At 72.6% G+C, this 20,447-nt stretch carries 18 protein-coding genes; 10 read left to right on the top strand and 8 right to left on the bottom strand.

All coding sequences use genetic code 11. From position 1 onward, the window contains the following. Window positions 1–30: 30 nt before the first annotated feature. From IE118_RS06530 to IE118_RS06495, 8 genes are all read right to left on the bottom strand, one after another. Complete coding sequence (locus IE118_RS06530) at window positions 31–1,332, bottom strand: alpha/beta fold hydrolase (RefSeq protein ID WP_189556320.1); 1,302 nt, start codon at window positions 1,330–1,332, stop codon at window positions 31–33. Between the two features lie 101 nt (window positions 1,333–1,433). Beyond that, window positions 1,434–2,459, bottom strand: a complete 1,026-nt coding sequence (locus IE118_RS06525; RefSeq protein WP_189556318.1) for a LacI family DNA-binding transcriptional regulator — start codon at window positions 2,457–2,459, stop codon at window positions 1,434–1,436. Window positions 2,460–2,534: 75 nt separating this feature from the next. Continuing rightward, the gene (locus IE118_RS06520) at window positions 2,535–2,705 is read right to left on the bottom strand and encodes a hypothetical protein (RefSeq protein WP_189556316.1); all 171 of its coding nucleotides are present in this window, start codon (window positions 2,703–2,705) and stop codon (window positions 2,535–2,537) included. Window positions 2,706–2,863: 158 nt separating this feature from the next. Beyond that, window positions 2,864–3,184, bottom strand: a complete 321-nt coding sequence (locus IE118_RS06515) for an L-rhamnose mutarotase (protein WP_189556315.1) — start codon at window positions 3,182–3,184, stop codon at window positions 2,864–2,866. A gap of 31 nt (window positions 3,185–3,215) precedes the next feature. Further along, a complete protein-coding gene (gene rhaS / locus IE118_RS06510; protein WP_189556314.1) occupies window positions 3,216–4,298 on the bottom strand; it encodes a rhamnose ABC transporter substrate-binding protein in 1,083 nt (360 codons plus the stop codon). A 28-nt stretch (window positions 4,299–4,326) separates the two neighbouring features. Next, window positions 4,327–5,340, bottom strand: coding sequence for an ABC transporter permease (locus IE118_RS06505; RefSeq protein WP_189556313.1), 1,014 nt, complete (start codon window positions 5,338–5,340; stop codon window positions 4,327–4,329). Next, window positions 5,333–6,373: an ABC transporter permease gene (locus IE118_RS06500; protein ID WP_189556312.1), complete on the bottom strand. Its 1,041-nt coding sequence runs from the start codon at window positions 6,371–6,373 to the stop codon at window positions 5,333–5,335. Before IE118_RS06500 ends, IE118_RS06505 begins: the two co-directional genes overlap by 8 nt. After that, the gene (locus tag IE118_RS06495) at window positions 6,370–7,887 is read right to left on the bottom strand and encodes a sugar ABC transporter ATP-binding protein (protein WP_189556311.1); all 1,518 of its coding nucleotides are present in this window, start codon (window positions 7,885–7,887) and stop codon (window positions 6,370–6,372) included. Before IE118_RS06495 ends, IE118_RS06500 begins: the two co-directional genes overlap by 4 nt. 261 nt (window positions 7,888–8,148) lie before the next feature. Here IE118_RS06495 and rhaI point away from each other — a divergent pair, with 261 nt between their 5' ends. The 10 genes from rhaI (at window position 8,149) to IE118_RS06445 (ending at window position 20,413) form a co-directional block, all read left to right on the top strand. Continuing rightward, entirely contained in the window at window positions 8,149–9,309 is a 1,161-nt protein-coding gene (gene rhaI / locus IE118_RS06490) for an L-rhamnose isomerase (protein WP_189556310.1), read from the top strand. 108 nt (window positions 9,310–9,417) lie between these two features. Beyond that, window positions 9,418–11,457: a bifunctional aldolase/short-chain dehydrogenase gene (locus tag IE118_RS06485; protein ID WP_189556309.1), complete on the top strand. Its 2,040-nt coding sequence runs from the start codon at window positions 9,418–9,420 to the stop codon at window positions 11,455–11,457. After that, on the top strand, window positions 11,454–12,899 hold the full coding sequence (locus IE118_RS06480) for a rhamnulokinase (RefSeq protein WP_189556308.1): 1,446 nt from the start codon (window positions 11,454–11,456) through the stop codon (window positions 12,897–12,899). The genes IE118_RS06485 and IE118_RS06480 overlap by 4 nt, the downstream gene beginning before the upstream one ends. 70 nt (window positions 12,900–12,969) lie before the next feature. Continuing rightward, entirely contained in the window at window positions 12,970–13,725 is a 756-nt protein-coding gene (locus IE118_RS06475; protein WP_189556307.1) for a (Fe-S)-binding protein, read from the top strand. Beyond that, window positions 13,722–15,200 (top strand): lactate utilization protein B, encoded by a 1,479-nt coding sequence (locus IE118_RS06470; RefSeq protein WP_189556306.1) that lies wholly within the window; start codon window positions 13,722–13,724, stop codon window positions 15,198–15,200. The genes IE118_RS06475 and IE118_RS06470 overlap by 4 nt, the downstream gene beginning before the upstream one ends. Then, window positions 15,197–15,838 (top strand): LutC/YkgG family protein, encoded by a 642-nt coding sequence (locus IE118_RS06465; protein WP_189556305.1) that lies wholly within the window; start codon window positions 15,197–15,199, stop codon window positions 15,836–15,838. Before IE118_RS06470 ends, IE118_RS06465 begins: the two co-directional genes overlap by 4 nt. 122 nt (window positions 15,839–15,960) lie before the next feature. Further along, on the top strand, window positions 15,961–16,746 hold the full coding sequence (locus IE118_RS06460) for an ABC transporter ATP-binding protein (RefSeq protein WP_189556304.1): 786 nt from the start codon (window positions 15,961–15,963) through the stop codon (window positions 16,744–16,746). A gap of 3 nt (window positions 16,747–16,749) precedes the next feature. Continuing rightward, window positions 16,750–18,060 carry an FtsX-like permease family protein gene (locus tag IE118_RS06455; protein WP_189556303.1) on the top strand — a complete coding sequence of 437 codons (1,311 nt, stop codon included), beginning with the start codon at window positions 16,750–16,752 and terminating at the stop codon, window positions 18,058–18,060. Between the two features lie 134 nt (window positions 18,061–18,194). Further along, entirely contained in the window at window positions 18,195–19,052 is an 858-nt protein-coding gene (locus tag IE118_RS06450) for an AAA family ATPase (protein WP_189556302.1), read from the top strand. Then, window positions 19,049–20,413 (top strand): vWA domain-containing protein, encoded by a 1,365-nt coding sequence (locus tag IE118_RS06445; protein WP_189556301.1) that lies wholly within the window; start codon window positions 19,049–19,051, stop codon window positions 20,411–20,413. Before IE118_RS06450 ends, IE118_RS06445 begins: the two co-directional genes overlap by 4 nt. Window positions 20,414–20,447: the final 34 nt, after the last annotated feature.

The following is a 20,447-nucleotide window of genomic DNA, read 5'->3' as shown; positions in this document are numbered from 1 at the left end:
GCGCCGCACCGACAGCGCACCGGACGTGCTTCAGACCTCGTCGCGGGCCAGCGCGAGCAGCCGGTCCAGGACGCGGGGGCCGCCGGCGCGGACCCCGTCGTGCTCGAACTCGTCGGTGACCCAGGTGCGCAGGCCGCGGATCGCCCGCGCGGTCTCCAGCGAGTGGGGGGTGTGGACGTACATGTCGTCGTGGTAGACGGCGGCGGCGGCCGGAACCTCGTTGCCGGCGAGGCGTGCCGGGTCGTACAGCGGCGTCCAGTCGGTGCGCGCGGCGAGGATTGCGGCGGTCTCGCGCAGGGGGCGCAGCGCCGGGTCGCAGTCGAACATCCAGGGGTGGATCGTTTCGCCGGTGAACAGCAGCGGCTCGTCGCCGGCCAGGGTCTTGGCCGCGTCGAAGCGCGGGAACCCGGCCCGTACCCGCTCGGCCGACCAGGCGGTGGGCCGGGCGTCCTGGCCGTAGATCGCCTCGTGGATCAGCGCGTAGAGCGGGTGGCCGGCGAACGACAGCAGGCCCTGCGCCTGCTCCTGGAAGGCGTCCGAGAGCGCGGGGCCGCCCGGGGTGCGGACGAAGGCGTCCTCCAGGAGGTGGTGCAGCCGGTGGCTGCCGTCGCCGCTGCCGAGCATCCGGCCGAGGGACTGGAACGCCTCGACGGTGAACCGGTACCCGCCCGGGAGGACGACGTCGTGGCTGAGGAGGTGGTCGGCGATGCGCCGGGCGCGTTCCACGTCCTGCGGGTAGCGGGCGTAGTGGGCGGCGACCTTGCGTTCGACGCGCGGGTAGGCGGCCCGGTAGACGTCGTCGGCGTGCGCGTCGAGGGAGGGCAGGCCGCCGGTGACGAGGGCGGTGTCCAGGCCCTCGGGGGCCGTGGAGAGGTAGGCGACGGTGCAGAAGCCGCCGAAGCTCTGGCCGAGCACGGTCCACGGGGCGCCGCCGGTCACCCTCGGGCGGATGGCCTCGCAGTCCCGCACGATGGAGTCGGCGCGGAACAGGGCGAGGTAGCCGGCCTGCTCCTCGGGGCCGCCGCGCAAGGGCAGCGTCTGCCGGTTGGCGGGGGTGGAATGGCCGGTGCCGCGCTGGTCGAGGAGCAGCACCCGGTACTCCTCCAGGGCCCTGCCGAGCCAGGCCTCCTTGCCGACGAAACGGTTCGCCCCGAAGCCGGGTCCGCCCTGGAGGTACAGCAGCCACGGCAGGTCCCGGCCGGCCCTGTCCCCGGCGACGACCTCCCGCGCGTACAGCTCGATCGTCTCGCCCGAGGGGTCGTCGTGATCGAGGGGCACGGTGAAACGGCGGTCGGTGAGGACCACGCCGGGCTGGCGGTAGCTGACGGGCAAGGGAACTCCTGGGACGAACGGATGGTCGGATCGTGACCCAGTTCAGCACATGTTCTTGCGGTCACCGAGCCCGGGATCACGCGATTTTACGGAAACGACGTTCAGCGGGCCGAGAGGCTGGAGCGCCGGACCACCAGTTCCGGGCGGAGGACCACCCTGCGGTGCTCGTGGGGCTGCCGCGTGCCGTCGCTCTCGGTCTCCTCCAGCAGCAGTTCGGCGGCGAGGGCGCCCATGGTGACGGCGGGCTGGCGCACCGAGGTGAGCGGCACGGCCGCCGCGGCGGCGAACTCGATGTCGTCGTAGCCGACGATTGCCAGGTCGTCGGGGACACCGACCCCGGCCGCGTACATCGCCTGGAGCACGCCCAGGGCGAGCAGGTCGTTGGCGCAGAACACGGCGGTCGGGCGGTCGGCGAGTCCGAGGAGCCGGGCGCCGGCGTCGCGTCCGGCGGCGACGTCCAGCCGCTCGGTGGGCAGCTCGCGCAGGCGGTCGGGTCCGAGTCCGGCTTCGGCGAGGGCGTTCAGGGCGCCGGTGCGGCGGTCCCGGACCTGGTTGAGCCCGGGCGGGCCGCTGACGTAGGCGAGGGACCGGTGCCCGGCGTCGACGAGGTGCCGCACGGCCAGCGCGCCGCCCGCCACGTCGTCCACGGAGACGGAGCACTCGGTGGTGCCCTCGGCCACCCGGTCGACCAGCACGAAGGGGATGCCGTGCCGGCGGAACGCCTCGATGTTGCGGCCGGTGGCGTCCGCCGGGGTGAGCAGCACGCCCCGCACCCGCTGCTCGGCGAAGAGGGAGAGGTACTCGGCCTCCTCCCCCGGGTCCTGCGCGCTGTTGCAGACCATCACGCCGAGCCCGGCGGCGCGCGCGGCGCGTTCGGCGCCGCGCGCGACGTCGACGAAGAAGGGGTTGCCCATGTCGAGGACGAGCAGACCCATGATGCGGCTGCGTCCTGCGCGCAGCTGCCGGGCGGACTCGCTGCGGACGTAACCGAGCCGGTCTATGGCGGACAGCACCCGCGCCCGGGTCTCGGTCGCGACCGTGTCCGGCCGGTTGATCACGTTGGAGACCGTGCCGACGGAGACTCCGGCGACGCGGGCGACGTCCTTGATACCCACCGACTGGACCATCGGGCTGGGACCTCCAGGGAGACGGGGGGCGGCGCGGCGGGCCATCACACTACCCGCACGGCCGCCCCGTGCCGGTCACGGCCGGGCAGGCGGACCGAAGTCGACGACGTGCAGCGGCGAGGGTGTCGTGCCGGTGGACTTCTCCTGGTCCACGGCGGTGTACCGGGTCGCGTGCTGGTGGCCCTCCGGGGTGAGCGGGCCGTCCTTCCGGAACGCGTCGGTGTCGGCCGGGCCGTCGCGGGACACGAAGCGGAGGGCCCTGCTGCCGGGCGCGGTGCCGTCGGCGGTGCTGTCCGACGGCCCGGGCTCGGCCCGGGCGGTGCCGGGGGCCGGGGCGGGGGCCGCCGCGGTGCCGGGGAGCGCGCCGGCCGGGAGCGTGCGCCGTCCCCTCGCGGGCTCCTTCGTCAGGCGAGGTGGAAGACCTCGGTCAGCGGTGTCATCGCCTCGTCCGGCCGGGAGCCGTCGGGGGACTCGAAGAAGGGGAACATCTCGGCCTGCCAGCGGGCGTTGACCTCGGTGGCCTCCATGCCGGCCTTCGCCGCCGCGAAGTCCTCGGTCTCCAGGTAGCCGACGAGGAGGCCGTCGTCGCGCAGGAAGAGGGAGTAGTTGTGCCAGCCGGTGGCCGAGAGCGCCTCACACATCTCGGGCCACACGGCGGCGTGGCGTTCGCGGTACTCGGCGATCCGGTCCTGTCGGACCCTGAGCAGGAAACAGACGCGTTGCATGAAGTACCGCTCCTTCAGGGGGAAGTGGGGGTCAGAAGTCGAACTGGTCGATGTTCCCGGCGTTGAAGACGGTGGGCTTGCCGAGGTTGATCACGCCGTCCTTGCCGATGGTGTACTCCCCCATCGCGCCGGCCTTGAAGGTCTCGCCCTCCTTGCCGGTGATCTGGCCGGAGGACAGGGCGACGGCGGTGCGCGCGGCCAGCTCGCCGAGCTTGGCCGGGTCCCAGAGCTCGAACGCCTCGACGGTGCCGTTCTTGACGTATTTGCGCATGTCGTTGGGGGTGCCGAGGCCGGTCAGCTTGACCTTGCCCTTGTACTTGGAGCCGGACAGGTACTGGGCGGCGGCCTTGATGCCGACGGTGGTCGGGGAGATGATCCCCTTCAGGTTCGGGTACTCCTGGAGCAGTCCCTGGGTCTGCTGGAAGGACTGCTGGGCGTCGTCGTTGCCGTAGGCGACCTCGACCAGCTTCATGTCTTCGTACCGGGGATCCTTGAGCTCGTCCTTCATGAACTCGATCCAGGCGTTCTGGTTGGTCGCGGTCTGCGCTGCGGACAGGATCGCGATCTCGCCCTTGTAGTCGATCTGCTCGGCGAGCAGCTGCACCTCGGTGCGGCCCAGGTCCTCACCGCCGGCCTGCGAGACGAAGGCGTTGCGGCAGTCGGGGGTGGTGTCCGAGTCGTAGGTGACGACCTTGATGCCGTTCCTCATCGCCTGCTTGAGCGCGGTGCACAGGGCGCCGGGGTCCTGTGCGGAAACGGCCATGGCGTCGACCTGCTGCTGGGTCAGGGTGTTGACGTAGGAGACCTGTCCGGCGGTGTCGGTGGCGCTGGAGGGGCCGACCTCCTTGTAGGTGGAGCCCAGCTCCTCGACGGCCTTCTCGCCGCCCTTGTCGGCGGTGGTGAAGTAGGGGTTGTTGACCTGCTTGGGCAGGAAGCCGATGGTCAGGCCCTTCTTGGTGGCCGCGTCGGGGTCGGCCTTGCCGGCCGAGGCCGCCGCGCCGCTCTCGTTCTTCACGTCCTCCTTGGTGGTGCCGCCGCAGGCGGTGGCGGCCAGGGCGAGCGAGGTGACGGCGGCGAGGGCCGCGCAGGTGCGGCGGATGGATGCCTTGCGCATGGTGGGTTCCTTAGAGGGCGAGGAGGGTTCAGGGGGTGGGAGCGGGGGCCTTGGAGACCGGTGGTGACGCGGCGGCCCGGCGTCCGGCCCTCGCTACGGCGATCTGCCGGACGACACGCGGTCCGAGCACGGACAGCACCAGCAGCACGCCCGTGACGACGATCTGCGACTGCGCGGAGACGTCCTGGAGGCTCATCACGTTCTGCAGCGCGCCGAGCAGGAACACACCGGCGACGGCGCCGCCCAGGGTGCCCTTACCGCCGTCGAAGTCGATGCCGCCGAGCAGGACGGCCGCCACCACGGAGAGTTCGAGGCCGGTGGCGTTGTCGTAGCGGGCGCTGGCGTAGTGCAGCGCCCAGAAGACGCCGGTGAGGGAGGCCATCAGACCGGTCAGGGTGAACAGGATCAGCTTCTGCCGCCTGACGCGGATGCCGGCGAACCGGGCCGCCTCCTCGCTCGCGCCGATCGCGAACAGCGACCGGCCGAACGGGGTGGCGTGCAGGGCGACGACGGCGATGGCGAGCAGCACCAGGAAGGGCAGGAGGGCGTACGGGACGAACGTGTCGCCGATACGCCCGGCGGCGAAGTCCAGGTACGGGGTGGGGAAGTCGGTCACCGCGTCGGAGCCGAGCACGATCTGCGCGATGCCCCGGTAGGCGGCCAGCGTACCGATGGTGACGGCGAGGGACGGCAGCCCGAGACGGGTCACGAGCAGGCCGTTGACCAGGCCGCAGACGACACCGATCACGAGGCAGACCGGGATGATCGTCTCGATGGTCATGCCCTGGTTCCACAGGGCGCCCATCACCGCCCCGGACAGACCGGCCGTGGAGGCCACGGACAGGTCGATCTCGCCGGAGACCACGAGCAGGGTCATGGGCAGGGCGATCAGCGCGATCGGCAGGGTGTTGCCGATGAGGAACGACAGGTTGAGCGCGTTGCCGAAGCCGTCGACGGTGGTGAAGGACAGCAGCAGGACCACGACGAGCAGGGCACCGACGACCGTGTCCCAGCGGACGGCGCGCGTCAGGGACTCAGGCATGGCGGGCGTTCCTCTTCTTCAGGGCGGAGGCCACGCGCAGCGCGACGATCCGGTCGACCGCGATGGCGAGGATGAGCAGGATGCCGTTGATGGCGAGCACCCACACGGAGCTGACCCCGAGGGCGGGCAGCACGCTGTTGACGGAGGTCAGCAGCAGCGCGCCGAGCGCCGCGCCGTAGACGCTGCCGGAGCCGCCGGTGAAAACCACGCCGCCGACCACGACCGCGCTGACGACGGTGAGTTCGTAGCCGTTGCCGGTGCCGGAGTCGACGTTGCCGAACCGGGCCAGGTACAGGGCGCCCGCGAGGCCGGCGAGGGCGCCGCAGAAGGTGTACGCGGCGAGGATCCGCTTGCGTACGGGGATGCCGGCGAGCCGGGCGGCCTCCGGATTGGAGCCGAGCGCGTACAGCTCGCGTCCGCTGCCGAAGTGCTTGAGGTAGTACGCCGTCGCCACGAGCACCGCGAGCGCGATCAGGGCCAGATAGGGCACGGCCGAGACGCCGCCCGAGCCGAAGTCGACGAACCCGCCGGGGAGATCGGCGGCCGTGATCTGACGGGAGCCGACCCAGACGGAGTCGATGCCGCGGATGATGTAGAGCGTGCCGAGGGTGACCACGAGGGCGGGCACCTGGCCGAGGCTGACGAGCAGGCCGTTGAGCAGGCCGAAGCCGAGACCGAGCAGGACGGCGAGGGCGACGGCGACGACCGGGTCACCGCCGCCCTGGAGGTGGACGCCGGCGGCGAAGGCGCTGATGCCGAGGGTGGAGCCGACGGACAGGTCGACGTTGCGGGTGATGACGACCAGGGACTGGCCGGTGGCGACCAGGACCAGGATGGTCGCGTTCAGCAGCAGGTCCTTGATGCCCTGCTCGGACAGGAACTCGCTGTTGCCGGCCTGGGTGACGGCGATCATGACCAGGAAGACGGCGAGGATGGCGAGTTCGCGCATCTTGAAGACGCGGTCCACCAGCCGTGTGGCGCCGGCCTCCGGCACCTCGGCGACGGGGGCTTCTCCGGGAGCGGCGACCGTCATGCGGCGGCCCTCCCCGTGGCTGCGGCCATCACGGTTTCCTCGGTGGCGTCGGTGCGGGGGATCTCGGCGGCGAGCCGGCCCTCGTGCATCACCAGCACGCGGTCGGCCATGCCGAGGATCTCGGGCAGGTCGGAGGAGATCATCAGGACGGCGACGCCGTCGGCGGCGAGCTGCGACAGCAGCCGGTGCACCTCGGCCTTGGTGCCGACGTCGATGCCGCGCGTGGGCTCGTCGACGATCAGCACCTTCGGCCCGGTGGCGAGCCACTTGGCGAGGACGACCTTCTGCTGGTTGCCGCCGGACAGGGTGTTCACCGTGTCGGCGATCCTGGCGTACTTGACCTGGAGCCTGACGGCCCAGTCGAGGGAGCGGCTGCGTTCGGCGCCGCGGTCCATCAGGCCGGCCCGCACCGTCGTACGGAGCCCGGTGAGGCCGATGTTGCGCTCGATGGACATGTCCATCACCAGGCCCTGGGCGCGCCGGTCCTCGGGGACCAGGGCGAGGCCCGCCGCCATGGCCGTGGACGGGGCGCCGTTGGTGAGCCTGCGTCCGTCGACCTCCACCTCGCCGGCGTCCCAGCGGTCGATGCCGAACACGGCACGGGCGACCTCGGTGCGTCCGGCGCCGACGAGTCCGGCCAGGCCGACGATCTCGCCGCGCCGCACGTCGAAGGAGATGTCGGTGAAGACGCCCTCGCGGGTCAGCCGGCGCACGCTCAGGGCGGTCTCGCCCGGTGTCACGTCCTGCTTGGGGTAGAGCTCCTCGAGGTCGCGGCCGACCATGCGGCGGACCAGGTCGTCCTCGGTCATGCCGTCCAGCGGCTCGCTGGAGATCCAGGCGCCGTCGCGGAGCGTGGTGACCCTCTGGCAGATCTCGAAGATCTCCTCCAGCCGGTGGGAGATGAACAGCACCGCGGCGCCCTGTTCGCGCAGGGTGCGCACGACGCCGAAGAGGCGGGCGACCTCGCTGCCGGTGAGGGCGGCGGTGGGCTCGTCCATGACGAGGACCCGGGCGTCGAAGGAGAGCGCCTTGGCGATCTCGACGATCTGCTGGTCGGCGATGGACAGACCGCGTGCCGGGCGGTCCGGGTCGAGCCCGACGCCGAGCCGCTTCATCAGGGCGGCGGTCGCCTCGTGGGTGGCCCGGTGGTCGATCCGGCCGAGCGCCCGCCGGGGCTGCCGGCCCATGAAGATGTTCTCGGCGATCGACAGGTCGGGGAAGAGCGTGGGCTCCTGGTAGATCACGGCGATGCCGGCGTCGCGGGCGTCACCGGGGCCGTGGAAGACGACGGGGGCGCCGTCGAGCAGCACCTGGCCGGTGTCCGGCCGGTGCACCCCGGCGAGCGTCTTGATGAGGGTCGACTTGCCGGCTCCGTTCTCGCCGGCGAGGGCGTGCACCTCCCCGGGGAACAGCTCCAGGGAGACGTCCCGCAGTGCGCGGACCGCGCCGAAGGACTTGGAGATGTCCTTCAGCGCGAGAACCGGGGCCGGACCCGTGTCGGACGGGTGGGTCATGAGGGCTCCTCGACGACGCCGGTGGGAGGCCCTCGCGACGTCGTGAAAGGTTTCAACTGGATTGCCGGGACGTTAGGCGCGCGACACATGTCACGTCAATGGGTCCCGGTCGAAAAACTTTCGACACCTTCGGTTTGCGGCCTGGCCACGGAGGACGGTCTCCACCGAAGGGGTTGACACCCTTTCGGGAGACCCCTAGCTTCCCGTTCTGAATCGTTTCATTCAGTGGTCGTCACGACCCGATGTCACAGGAGCCCCGACGTGACCGAGCTCGCCGCGGTGAAAGCCGCTCTCAAGACACAGGCCGTGGAGACGCCGTCCTGGGCGTACGGGAACTCGGGGACCCGGTTCAAGGTGTTCGCGCAACAGGGCGTCCCCCGCACCCCGCGGGAGAAGCTGGACGACGCCGCCCGGGTGCACGCGTTCACGGGTGTCGCGCCGACCGTGGCGCTGCACATCCCGTGGGACGAGGTCGAGGACTACGCGGCGCTGGCCCGGCACGCCGAGGACCGCGGGGTGCGGCTCGGAGCGATCAACTCCAACACCTTCCAGGACGACGCCTACAGGCTGGGCAGCATCTGCGCCCCGGACCCGGCGGTGCGCAGGAAGGCCGTCGACCACCTGCTGGAGTGCGTCGACATCATGGACGCGACCGGCTCCAAGGACCTGAAGCTGTGGTTCGCCGACGGGACGAACTACCCCGGCCAGGACGACATCCGGGCGCGACAGGACCGGCTCGCCGAAGGGCTCGCCGAGGTGTACGAGCGGCTCGGGGACGACCAGCGGATGCTGCTGGAGTACAAGCTCTTCGAGCCGGCGTTCTACACGACGGACGTGCCGGACTGGGGCACCGCCTACGCGCACTGCCTGAAGCTGGGCGAGCGGGCGCAGGTGGTCGTCGACACCGGTCACCACGCCCCGGGGACCAACATCGAGTTCATCGTGGCGACGCTGCTGCGGGAGGGGAAGCTCGGCGGGTTCGACTTCAACTCGCGGTTCTACGCCGACGACGACCTGATGGTCGGCGCCGCCGACCCGTTCCAGCTGTTCCGGATCATGTACGAGGTGATCCGCGGGGGCGGGTTCACCCCCGGGGTGGCGTTCATGCTCGACCAGTGCCACAACGTCGAGGCGAAGATCCCGGCGATCATCCGTTCCGTCATGAACGTCCAGGAGGCCACGGCCAAGGCGCTGCTGGTCGACCGGGCGGCGCTGGACGATGCCCAGCGGGCCGGGGATGTGCTCGAGGCCAACGCCGTGCTGATGGACGCGTACAACACGGACGTGCGTCCGCTGCTGCGTGAGGTGCGGGAGGAGATGGGGCTGGACCCCGAGCCCATGGCCGCCTACCGGCGGTCCGGGTGGGCGGAGAAGATCGTTGCCGAGCGGGTCGGCGGGGAGCAGGCCGGCTGGGGGGCGTAGGCGTCTGCCGGGTTCTGTTCATCGCGGGCTGCGGATCGGTCGTGGTTGATCGCGCAGTTCCCCGCGCCCCTTCTTCACCCACTCCCTCCCGAGAAGGAACCGAAGTTCATGACGACCAACACCGAAGTCGCCGCCCTCCTCGCTCGATCGCACCGGCTCGGCGCCGATCCCCGTAACACCAACTACGCCGGCGGCAACACCTCCGCCAAGGGCACCGACACCGACCCCGTCACCGGGGGCGACGTCGAGCTGATGTGGGTCAAGGGGTCCGGGGGCGACCTCGGGACGCTGACCGGGGCGGGGCTGGCCGCGCTGCGGCTGGACCGGCTGCGGGCGCTCACCGACGTCTACCCGGGCGTCGAACGCGAGGACGAGATGGTCGCCGCGTTCGACTACTGCCTGCACGGCAAGGGCGGTGCGGCCCCGTCGATCGACACCGCGATGCACGGGCTGGTCGACGCCGCGCACGTGGACCACCTTCACCCCGACTCCGGGATCGCGCTCGCCTGCGCGGCCGACGGGGAGCAGCTGACCGCGCAGTGTTTCGGCGACACCGTGGTGTGGGTGCCCTGGCGGCGGCCCGGTTTCCGGCTCGGGCTGGACATCGCCGCCGTGAAGGAGGCCAACCCGCAGGCCATCGGGTGTGTGCTCGGCGGGCACGGCATCACCGCGTGGGGCGACACCTCCGAGGAGTGCGAGCGCAACTCGCTGCACATCATCCGCACCGCCGAGGCGTTCCTCGCCGAGCGCGGCCGGCCGGAGCCGTTCGGCCCGGTGATCGAGGGGTACGAGGCGCTGTCCGGGGAGGAACGGCGGGAGCGGGCCGCCGCCCTCGCGCCGTACGTCCGTGCCGTCGCCTCGCAGGACCGGCCGCAGGTCGGGCACTTCGACGACTCCGACGCCGTCCTGGACTTCCTGGCCCGTGCCGAGCACCCGCGGCTGGCCGCCCTGGGCACCTCCTGCCCCGACCACTTCCTGCGCACCAAGGTCCGGCCGCTCGTCCTCGACCTGCCGCCGTCCGCCCCGCCGGCCGAGGCGGTCGCCCGGCTGAAGGAGCTGCACGCGGCCTACCGCGAGGAGTACGCCGCCTACTACGCGCGGCACGCGGAGCCCGGCTCCCCCGCTATGCGCGGGGCCGACCCGGCGATCGTGCTGGTGCCGGGCGTGGGCATGTTCAGCTTCGGCAAGGACAAGCAGACCGCTCGCGTGGCCGGCGAGTTCTACATCAACGCGATCAACGTGATGCGCGGGGCCGAGGCGGTCTCCACGTACGCGCCGATCGAGGAGTCGGAGAAGTTCCGCATCGAGTACTGGGCGCTGGAGGAGGCCAAGCTCCAGCGGATGCCCGGGCCGAAGCCGCTCGCGACGCGGGTCGCGCTCGTCACCGGCGCCGGCAGCGGGATCGGCAGGGCGATCGCCCAGCGGCTGGTGGCCGAGGGCGCGTGCGTCGTCGTGGCCGACCTCGACGGGGAGAACGCCGCACGGGTCGCCGAGGAGCTGGGCGGCTCCGACAAGGCCGTCGCCGTGACCGTCGACGTGACGTCCGAGGAGCAGATCGCGGACGCCTTCCAGGCCGCCGTGCTCGCCTTCGGCGGGGTCGACCTGGTGGTGAACAACGCCGGCATCTCGATCTCCAAGCCGCTCCTCGAGACGTCCGCCGGGGACTGGGACCTCCAGCACGACATCATGGCCCGCGGTTCCTTCCTCGTCTCGCGCGAGGCGGCCCGGGTGATGACCGCGCAGGGACTGGGCGGCGACATCGTCTACATCGCCTCGAAGAACGCGGTGTTCGCCGGCCCCGACAACATCGCCTACTCCGCCGCCAAGGCCGACCAGGCGCACCAGGTGCGCCTGCTCGCCGCCGAGCTGGGTGCGCACGGCATCCGGGTCAACGGCGTCAACCCGGACGGCGTGGTGCGCGGCTCCGGGATCTTCGCGGGCGGCTGGGGCGCCGAGCGCGCCGCCGTGTACGGGGTGCCGGAGGAGAAGCTGGGCGAGTTCTACGCCCAGCGGACGCTGCTGAAGCGCGAGGTGCTGCCCGAGCACGTGGCGAACGCCGTGTTCGCGCTGACCGGGGGCGACCTCACCCACACCACCGGACTGCACGTCCCGGTCGACGCCGGCGTCGCCGCCGCGTTCCTGCGATGAGCGCCGTGAGGTCCTACGCCGCGGTCGACCTCGGCGCGTCCAGCGGGCGTGTCATGGTCGGCCGCGTCGGCCCCGACAGCCTGGAGCTGGCCGAGGTCCACCGCTTCCCCAACCGGCCGGTGCGCGTGCCCGAGGGCCTGCGCTGGGACGTCCTGGGGCTGTACGCCGGTGTGCTGGACGGGCTGAAGGGGGCCGGCGCGGTGGATTCCGTCGGCATCGACAGCTGGGCGGTGGACTACGGGCTGCTGGACGCGGACGGGGCGCTGCTCGGCAACCCGGTGCACTACCGCGACGGCCGCACCGACGGGATCGCGGAGAGGGTGTGGGCGAAGGTGCCCGCCGAGGAGCTGTACGCGACGACCGGTCTGCAGTACGCGCCGTTCAACACGCTGTACCAGCTGACGGCGGCCCGTGACTCGGCGCAACTCGAGCGGGCCGCGCGGTTGCTGCTGATTCCCGACCTGCTGACGTACTGGCTGACCGGCGAGCAGGGCACGGAGCTGACCAACGCCTCGACCACCCAGCTGGTCGACCCGCGCACCCGCGACTGGGCGCACGGCCTCGCGGAGCGCCTCGGCATCGACCTCTCGCTGTTCGCGCCGCTGCGCCGGCCGGGGGACGCGGCCGGGGTGCTGCGGCCCGAGGTGCTGGAGGAGACCGGGCTGGCCGGGCCGGTCCCGGTGACGGCGGTCGGTTCGCACGACACCGCGTCGGCGGTGGCCGCCGTACCGGCGGGCGGCGAGCGGTTCGCGTACATCTGCACCGGCACCTGGTCGCTGGCCGGCCTGGAGCTGGAGGCGCCGGTGCTCACCGAGGAGAGCCGGGCCGCCAACTTCACCAACGAGCTGGGCCTGGACGGCACGGTCCGCTACCTGCGCAACATCATGGGCCTGTGGCTGCTCCAGGAGTGCCTGCGGGCCTGGGGGCAGCCGGACCTGGGCGCGTTGCTCCTCGACGCGGGCAAGGTGCCCGCGCTGCGGTCGGTGGTGGACGCCGGGGACACGGCGTTCCTCGCGCCCGGGCGGATGCCGGAGCGGATCGCCGAGGCCTGCCGGGCCTCGGGACAGCCCGCGCCGGCCACGCCCGCCGAGATCACCCGGTGCATCCTCGACTCGCTGGCCCTGGCCCACCGCAAGGCGGTCACCGACGCGCAGCGGCTCGCCGGGCAGCCGGCCGACGTCGTGCACATCGTGGGCGGCGGCAGCCGCAACGCCCTGCTGTGCCAGCTGACCTCCGACGCCTGCGGGCTGCCGGTGGTGTCCGGCCCGACGGAGGCGGCGGCGCTGGGCAACGTGCTGGTGCAGGCCCGTGCCCACGGCCTGGTCGGCGACCTGGCCGGGATGCGGCGGCTGCTCACCCGCACGCAACTGCTGACGCGGTACGAACCGCGCGGCGGCACGCAGCGGTGGCAGGCGGCGCAGGCCCGGCTCGCCCGGGGCTGACACGGTCTCCCCCGGGCCCCGCTCCCCCACTACCCTGCATCCACCCGATGATCGATCCCTAGGAGCCGCGATGCGTGTCGCACTGTTCCTGACCTGTGTCAACGACACGCTGTATCCGGACACCGGGCGCGCCGTGGTGAGACTCCTGACCAGGCTGGGCGTCGACGTGGACTTCCCGATGGCGCAGACCTGTTGCGGCCAGGCGCACTACAACTCGGGCTACCGTCATGAGGCCGAACCGCTCGCCCGGCATTTCTCCGACGTCTTCAGGGACTACGAGGCGGTCGTGACGCCGTCCGGGTCGTGCGGGGCGATGGTGCGGGAGCTGTATCCGCGGATGGGTGAGCGGGCCCGGGCGGAGGGCCGCGGGGACACCCTCGCGGCGACGCTGGCGCCGGTGGTGCCGAAGACGTACGAACTCACGGAGTTCCTGGTGGACGTGCTGGGGGTGACGGACGTGGGGGCGTACTACCCGCACACGGTGACCTACCACCCCACGTGTCACGGGCTGCGGGGGCTGGGGCTCGGCGAACGGCCCCTGAGGCTGCTGCGGGCGGTGAAGGGCCTGGAGCTGGCCGAGCTGCCCGGCGCCGAGGAGTGCTGCGGGTTCGGCGGCACCTTCGCCCTGAAGAACTCCGACGTCTCGGCGGCGATGGGCACCGACAAGGTGCGCAACGCCGAATCGACGGGCGCCGAGGTGCTGTGCGCGGCGGACAACTCGTGCCTGATGCACATCGGCGGAACGATGACCAGGCTGCGGACCGGCATGCGGCCGGTGCACATCGCGGAGATCCTGGCGAGCACGGAGGAGGAACCGGCCGTATGAGCGGGACGTATCTCGGGATGCCGGCGTTTCCGGTGGCCGCGCGGGACGCCGTGCGCGACACCACCCTGCGCGGCAATCTGCGGCACGCCACGCACACCATCCGGGCCAAGCGCGCCGCCGCGGTCGCCGAGGTGTCCGACTGGGCGGAGCTGCGCGAGGCCGGCAAGCGGATCAAGGACCACACGCTCCGTCACCTCGACCGTTACCTGGAGCAGTTGGAGGAGTCGGTGACGGCGGCGGGCGGCACCGTGCACTGGGCCGCCGACGCCGACGAGGCCAACCGGATCGTCGCCGGACTGGTGAAGGCGACCGGCGAGTCGGAGGTCGTCAAGGTCAAGTCGATGGCCACGCAGGAGATCGGCCTCAACGAGGCCCTGGCGGCGGAGGGCATCGCCGCCTACGAGACCGACCTGGCCGAGCTGATCGTGCAGTTGGGCAAGGACCGGCCCTCGCACATCCTGGTGCCGGCGATCCACCGCAACCGCGGGGAGATCCGGGAGATGTTCGCCCGCGAGATGGGCGAGTGGGGCCGCCCCGCCCCGGAGGGGCTGACGGACACGCCCGCCGAACTCGCCGAGGCGGCGCGGCAGCATTTGCGGGAGAAGTTCCTGCGCGCCAGGGTCGGGATCTCCGGCGCCAACTTCATGGTCGCCGAGACCGGCACCCTGGTGGTGGTGGAGTCCGAGGGCAACGGGCGGATGTGCCTGACCCTGCCCGAGACGCTGATCTCGGTCGTCGGCATCGAGAAGGTCGTGCCGACCTGGCGGGACCTGGAGGTGTTCCTGCAGACCCTGCCGCGCTCCTCGACCGCCGAGCGGATGAACCCGTACACCTCGACGTGGACCGGCACCACGGACGGGGACGGCCCGCGCAGCTTCCACCTGGTCCTGCTGGACAACGGCCGCACCGACACGATCGCCGACGAGGTGGGCAGGCAGGCGCTGCGCTGCATCCGCTGCTCGGCCTGCCTGAACGTGTGCCCGGTGTACGAGCGGGCCGGCGGCCACGCCTACGGCTCGGTCTACCCGGGGCCGATCGGCGCCATCCTCAGCCCTCAGCTGCGGGGCACCGGGAGCGAGGTCGACGCCTCCCTGCCGTTCGCGTCCTCGCTGTGCGGGGCCTGCTACGAGGTGTGCCCGGTCGCCATCGACATCCCCGAGGTGCTGGTGCACCTGCGGGAACGGGTGGCCCAGGGCGGGGAGGTGACCCGGGGCGGCAACAAGGTGGTGCTCAAGCCGGCCAAGGGGCACGCCGCCGAGCGTGCCGCGATGCGCGCCGCCCGCTGGGCGTTCACCTGCCCCGGAGCCCTGCGCACCGGCCAGCGCCTCGCCTCACGCACCCGCCGGCTCCATCCGCGCACCCTGCCGGGCCCCGGCCGGGCGTGGAGCGGCACCCGGGATCTGCCCCCGGTGCCGGCGGAGCCGTTCCGGGACTGGTGGCAGCGTACGCGGAGCGGGAAGGGAGCGGCGAAGTGAGCAGCAGGGAGAGGATCCTGGGCCGGGTGCGACGTGCCCTCGCCGACGCGCCGGTGGACGACACCCCGTACGAGCGGGCGGTCCCCCGCGGCTATCTGCGCGAGCACGGTGAGCGCACCGTCGAGGAGACGGTGGACCTCCTCGCGGAGAACCTGGCCGACTACCGGGCGGTCGTGCATCGTACGGACTCCGAGGAGCTGCCGTACCTCATCATGCGGCTGCTTGCCGAGCGCGGCTCACAGTCCGTGCTCGTGCCGCCCGGTCTCCCGCCGGAATGGATGTCGGCCGCCGATCCCACCCGTGTTCACGACCGGGCGGTGAGCACGCCCCACGAACTCGATCGGGTCGACAGCGTGGTCACCGCCTGCGCGGTCGCCATCGCCGAGACCGGCACGATCGTGCTGGACGGCTCCCCCGACCAGGGCCGGCGCCGCATCACCCTCGTCCCCGACCACCACATCTGCGTGGTCCGTGTCCCGGACCAGGTCGTCTCCTCCGTCCCCCAGGCCCTCGAACGCCTCGACGCGGCCCGCCCGCTCACCTGGATCTCCGGCCCGTCGGCGACCAGCGACATCGAACTCGACCGGGTGGAGGGCGTGCACGGCCCGCGCACGCTGGAGGTCGTGCTGGTCGGGTGAGCCCCCTGCGGGGGGTGTCCCTGGGCACACCCCCCGATACGGGTTCTGCGCCCAATGTGGCGCGGCCGTCTCCTCCGTAGCGTCGTCGGCATGGCACAGGGCGTGCCGGAGGAGGCGATGACATGGTGCGCACGGGAACACGACGCGACCACGACCCGGGGCCCGCCCCCGAGGCACTGCGTCTGGTCAAGGTGACCAAGTCCTACGGGACGGCGGACAGTTCCGTGACGGCCCTGGACGGGGTGACGCTCGGTCTGGAGCGGGGCACGTTCACCGCGGTGATGGGACCGTCCGGTTCGGGCAAGTCGACGCTGCTGCAGTGCGCGGCGGGACTGGACCGGCCGGACAGCGGGATCGTCCGGGTCGACGGCACCGAGCTGACGGGCGGGAGCGAGACGGAGCTGACGAAGTTCCGGCGCGGGCGGATCGGGTTCGTGTTCCAGCAGTACAACCTGCTGGAGACGCTCACCGTCGCGCAGAACACGGTGCTGCCGCTGAGGCTGGCCGGCCGGCGCGTCGACCGGAAGCGGGTCCGGGAGATCCTCACCGCCGTCGGTCTGGGCGACCGGCTCGGGCACCGGCCCGACCAGTTGTCCGGCGGGCAGCGGCAGCGGGTCGCCATCGCGCGGGCGCTGGTCACCGAACCGAGGGTGATCTTCGCCGACGAGCCGACCGGTGCGCTCGACACGCGCAGCGCGCGGGAGGTGCTGACGCTGCTCCAGCAGGCGGTGCGGGTGCACGGGCGGACCGTGGTGATGGTGACGCACGACCCGGTCGCCGCCTCCTGGGCCGACAGTGTGCTGTTCCTGGCGGACGGCCGGCTGGCGGGCCGGCTGGACGCGCCGACGGCGGACGCGGTGGCCGAGCGGCTGGCGCACCTGGGCGACATCGTGACGGCGGGGGTGTGAGCCGTGTTCGTACTGGCTCTGCGGTCGGTCCGGCGGCGCCCCGGACGGTTCCTCGCGACGCTGCTGTCCGCCTTCCTGGGCGCGGCGATCGTGATGACGTTCCAGTCCCTGCACGACACCGCCGGGCGGCCGGGCGTGGACACGGTCAGCTCCGAGACCCTCCGCATGTCGGCCGGCGTGGTCGGTGGGTACGGCACGCTGCTGGTGTTCTTCGCCGTCGCCTCGACGCTGACGGTGAACGTGCGGCAGCGCTCCGCGGAGCTGGAGCTGCTGCGCTGTTCGGGGGCGACCCCGGCGCAGCTGAGGTGGATGGTCGTGGGCGAGGCGGTGGTCGTGTCCCTGGCGGGCGCGGCACTCGCGGTCCCGGCGGCGGGGGCCGGCGGGCGGCTGCTGCTGGAGGTGTTCCGCGACAGCGGGCAGGTGGCCCGGTCCGTGGACCACGCCTTCGGCGTCGTCGGCCTGCTGTCCGGCTTCGGTGTCACGCTGGCCGCGTCCGCGGGCGCGGCGTTCCTCGCGGTGCGCAGGGTGACCCGGGGGCGGCGGCGGCACGGCGGGGCGCGGTCGTTCCTCGCCTGGGCAGCGCTGGTGTGCGGTGCGGTGTCGGTGTGCTCCACGTTCGCCCTGTCGGGGACGGACGAAATGCTGATGGCGCCCGCGGCGTACGGGGCGATCCTGCTGTCGGTGGGGCTGGCCGCGCGGGCACCGCGCCTGCTGAAGGGCGTGCTGGACGGTCCGGTACCGGGCGGGGCGAGCGGGTGGCTGGCGGTGCGGAACCTGCGGCAGCGGGCCGGGGACCTCGCCGGGATCCTGATGTCGCTCATCCTGTTCACGGCGGTGTCCACCGCGACGCTCACCATGCAGGCGGTGGAGAGCGACGCGGTCGCGGCGTCGGGGCTGGTGAAGTCGGTGGACGCCAAGAACCTCGAGACGCTCAACTTCACCGTGGTCGGCATCATCGTGGTCTTCGTCTGCGTGATGCTGGTGAACGCGCTCTACGCGGCGACCACCTACCGCGTCCGGGAGTTCGGGCAGCAGCGCCTCGCCGGGGCGACGCCCGGGCAGGTGCTGCGCGTGGTGGGCACCGAGGCTCTGGTCCTGACGGTCGTCGGGGTGCTCTTCGGCACGCTGGCGGCGCTGGCCGGGATCGTGCCGTTCGCCGTGGTCCGCGGTGACGAGGTGCTGCCGGGACAGGTGTTCGGCGTGTGGGCGGCGGTGGCGTCGACCGGTGCGGCGGTGACGCTCGGGACGAGTCTGGCCACGGCCCGGCGTGTGCTGCGCGTCCCGGCGGTGCGGGCGGTGGCGCCGGCCGCGTGAGGGGGCGGTGGTCGCCGTCGCCCGCCGGAGCGGTGGTCCCGACCGCGTGACAGGTGGGTGAGCAAGCGCTTGGATAGGTCCGGGCACCCCTGGGTGCCCGGACCGTCGTTCCCGCGCACCGCCGGAGGATCCTGTTGTTCACTTCTGTCGACGACGTCTCCGCGCGCCTCGCCGAGACCGGGTACCTGGCGTCGCCCGCGGTCGCCACGACCGTCTTCCTCGCCGACCGGCTCGGCAAGCCGCTGCTGGTGGAGGGGCCCGCAGGGGTCGGCAAGACCGAGCTGGCCAAGGCCGTCGCCCGGGTCGCCGGGGCCCGGCTGGTCCGGCTCCAGTGCTACGAGGGCGTGGACGAGTCACGCGCGCTGTACGAGTGGAACCACGCCAAGCAGCTGCTGCGGATCAGCGCGGGCAAGGACGAGACGTGGGACGAGGCGCGCACCGACATCTTCGGCGAGGAGTTCCTGCTGCCCCGGCCGCTGCTCACCGCGATCCGCGGCGACGACGCCAAGGTGCTGCTGATCGACGAGACCGACAAGGCGGACGTCGAGGTCGAGGGGCTGCTCCTCGAGGTGCTGAGCGACTTCCAGGTGACCGTTCCGGAGCTGGGCACCGTCACCGCGACCCGTCGGCCGTTCGTGGTCCTCACCTCGAACGCGACCCGGGAGCTGTCCGAGGCGCTGCGCCGCCGTTGCCTGTTCCTGCACATCGGCTTCCCCGACGCGGAACTGGAGCGGCGGATCGTGCGGCTGAGGGTTCCGGACATCGGCACGGCGCTGGCCGAGTCCGTCGTCCGGGTGGTGGGCGCGCTTAGGGCGATGGACCTGCGCAAGGCGCCATCGGTGGCGGAGACCGTCGACTGGGCCCGCACCCTGCTGGCGCTGGGCGCCGGCACCCTGGACGAGACGGTCGTACGCGACACCCTGGGTGTGATTCTCAAGCACCGGGGCGACATCGAGAAGGCGGCGGCCGGACTCGACCTGGACGCCCTGTGAACGGCGTCGCGGACCGGGATCTCGCCGCCCGGCTGACCGGCCTGGCCGGCGCCCTGCGCGCCCACGGCCTGCGCGTCGGCACCGGCGAGACCGTGGACGCGGCCCGGGCGGTGGAGGCCCTGGGGCTCGCCGACCGGGAGCTGCTCCGGGAGGGCCTGGCGGCGACCCTGCTGCACGGCATCGCCCAGCGTCCGGTGTTCGACGCGGTCTTCGACCTGTACTTCCCGTGCGGGGTCGGTGGGCCCGACGGCGGGCCGGCCGACCGGGACCGCCTGCGCGAGCGGCTGGCGGCCGCCCTCGCCGACGACGACACCGCTCTGCTGCGCCGGCTGGCGGTGGAGGCGGTCGACGGTTTCGGCGGGTACGGGAGTTCACCGGGGTCGGACGGCTGGTCGTCGTACCAAACGCTGGACCGGCTGCGTCCGCAGACGCTGCTGGCCCGGGTGCGGGACGAGGTACGGGGGCGGGACGGGGCGGCGGGGTTCACCGACCGGCTGCTGGAGGACGAGATCCGGCGGCGCATCGAGACATTCCGGCGGGCGGTGGCGGCGGAGGCGCGGCGCCGGGTGGCGGAACGGCGCGGTCGGGAGGAGGTCGCCCGGCGCGCGGTGGCCCCCACCGCCGACCGGGTCGACTTCCTGTTCGCCGGGAAGGACCGGCTGGCCGAACTGCGCCGGACGGTGCGGCCCCTGGCCAGGAAGCTGGCGACCCGGCTGGCGGCCCGACGCCGCAGGGCCGCGCGCGGCAGTGTCGACCTGCGCCGGACACTGCGCGGTTCGCTGTCGACGGGCGGGGTGCCGATGCGGCCCGTGCTGCGCCGGCGCCGGCCCGCCCGACCCGAACTGGTGCTGCTGTGCGACGTGTCGGGCTCGGTGTCCGGGTTCTCCGACTTCACGATGCTGCTCGTACAGGCGCTGCACGACGAGTTCTCCAAGGTCCGGGTGTTCGCCTTCGTCAACCGGATCGGCGAGGTCACCGGACTGCTGGAGCACGGTGCCGCCGACCCGGAGGGCCTGGGTGCGCGCATCCGGGCGGAGGCTGCCCTCACCGGCTGGCACGGCGGCAGCGACTACGGCACGGCGCTGGGCGAGTTCACCGAGCGGTACGCCGATGCGGTGGGCTCGCGCACGACGGTCTTCGTCCTCGGCGACGCCCGCACCAACTCGGCGGACCCGAACCTGCCGGCTCTGCGCATCCTGTCCCGGCGCGCCCGCCGGGTCCACTGGCTGAATCCCGAACAGCGCTCCCGCTGGGGCACGGGCGACTCCGCGGCCCCCGCGTACGCGGAGCTGGTGGAGATGTACGAGTGCCGCACCGTACGCCGGCTCGACGCCCTGGTGGGCCGGCTGCTGCCGGTGTGAACCTCCCGTCGCCCCTCGTGCGGCGCTCGCTGGT

Source organism: Streptomyces pilosus, from assembly GCF_014649835.1.
Taxonomy (GTDB): Bacteria; Actinomycetota; Actinomycetes; order Streptomycetales; family Streptomycetaceae; genus Streptomyces; species Streptomyces pilosus.
This window is presented reverse-complemented; position numbering and strand designations above follow the sequence as displayed.

What these genes read in the sequence shown, in the direction of transcription:
- IE118_RS06525 (WP_189556318.1), bottom strand. Translation starts at nt 2,459, where the DNA reads ATGGTCCAGTCGGTGGGTATCAAGGACGTCGCCCGCGTCGCCGGAGTC.
- IE118_RS06515 (WP_189556315.1), bottom strand. Translation starts at nt 3,184, where the DNA reads ATGCAACGCGTCTGTTTCCTGCTCAGGGTCCGACAGGACCGGATCGCC.
- rhaS (WP_189556314.1), bottom strand. Translation starts at nt 4,298, where the DNA reads ATGCGCAAGGCATCCATCCGCCGCACCTGCGCGGCCCTCGCCGCCGTC.
- IE118_RS06505 (WP_189556313.1), bottom strand. Translation starts at nt 5,340, where the DNA reads ATGCCTGAGTCCCTGACGCGCGCCGTCCGCTGGGACACGGTCGTCGGT.
- IE118_RS06500 (WP_189556312.1), bottom strand. Translation starts at nt 6,373, where the DNA reads ATGACGGTCGCCGCTCCCGGAGAAGCCCCCGTCGCCGAGGTGCCGGAG.
- IE118_RS06495 (WP_189556311.1), bottom strand. Translation starts at nt 7,887, where the DNA reads ATGACCCACCCGTCCGACACGGGTCCGGCCCCGGTTCTCGCGCTGAAG.
- IE118_RS06485 (WP_189556309.1), top strand. Translation starts at nt 9,418, where the DNA reads ATGACGACCAACACCGAAGTCGCCGCCCTCCTCGCTCGATCGCACCGG.
- IE118_RS06480 (WP_189556308.1), top strand. Translation starts at nt 11,454, where the DNA reads ATGAGCGCCGTGAGGTCCTACGCCGCGGTCGACCTCGGCGCGTCCAGC.
- IE118_RS06475 (WP_189556307.1), top strand. Translation starts at nt 12,970, where the DNA reads ATGCGTGTCGCACTGTTCCTGACCTGTGTCAACGACACGCTGTATCCG.
- IE118_RS06470 (WP_189556306.1), top strand. Translation starts at nt 13,722, where the DNA reads ATGAGCGGGACGTATCTCGGGATGCCGGCGTTTCCGGTGGCCGCGCGG.
- IE118_RS06460 (WP_189556304.1), top strand. Translation starts at nt 15,961, where the DNA reads ATGGTGCGCACGGGAACACGACGCGACCACGACCCGGGGCCCGCCCCC.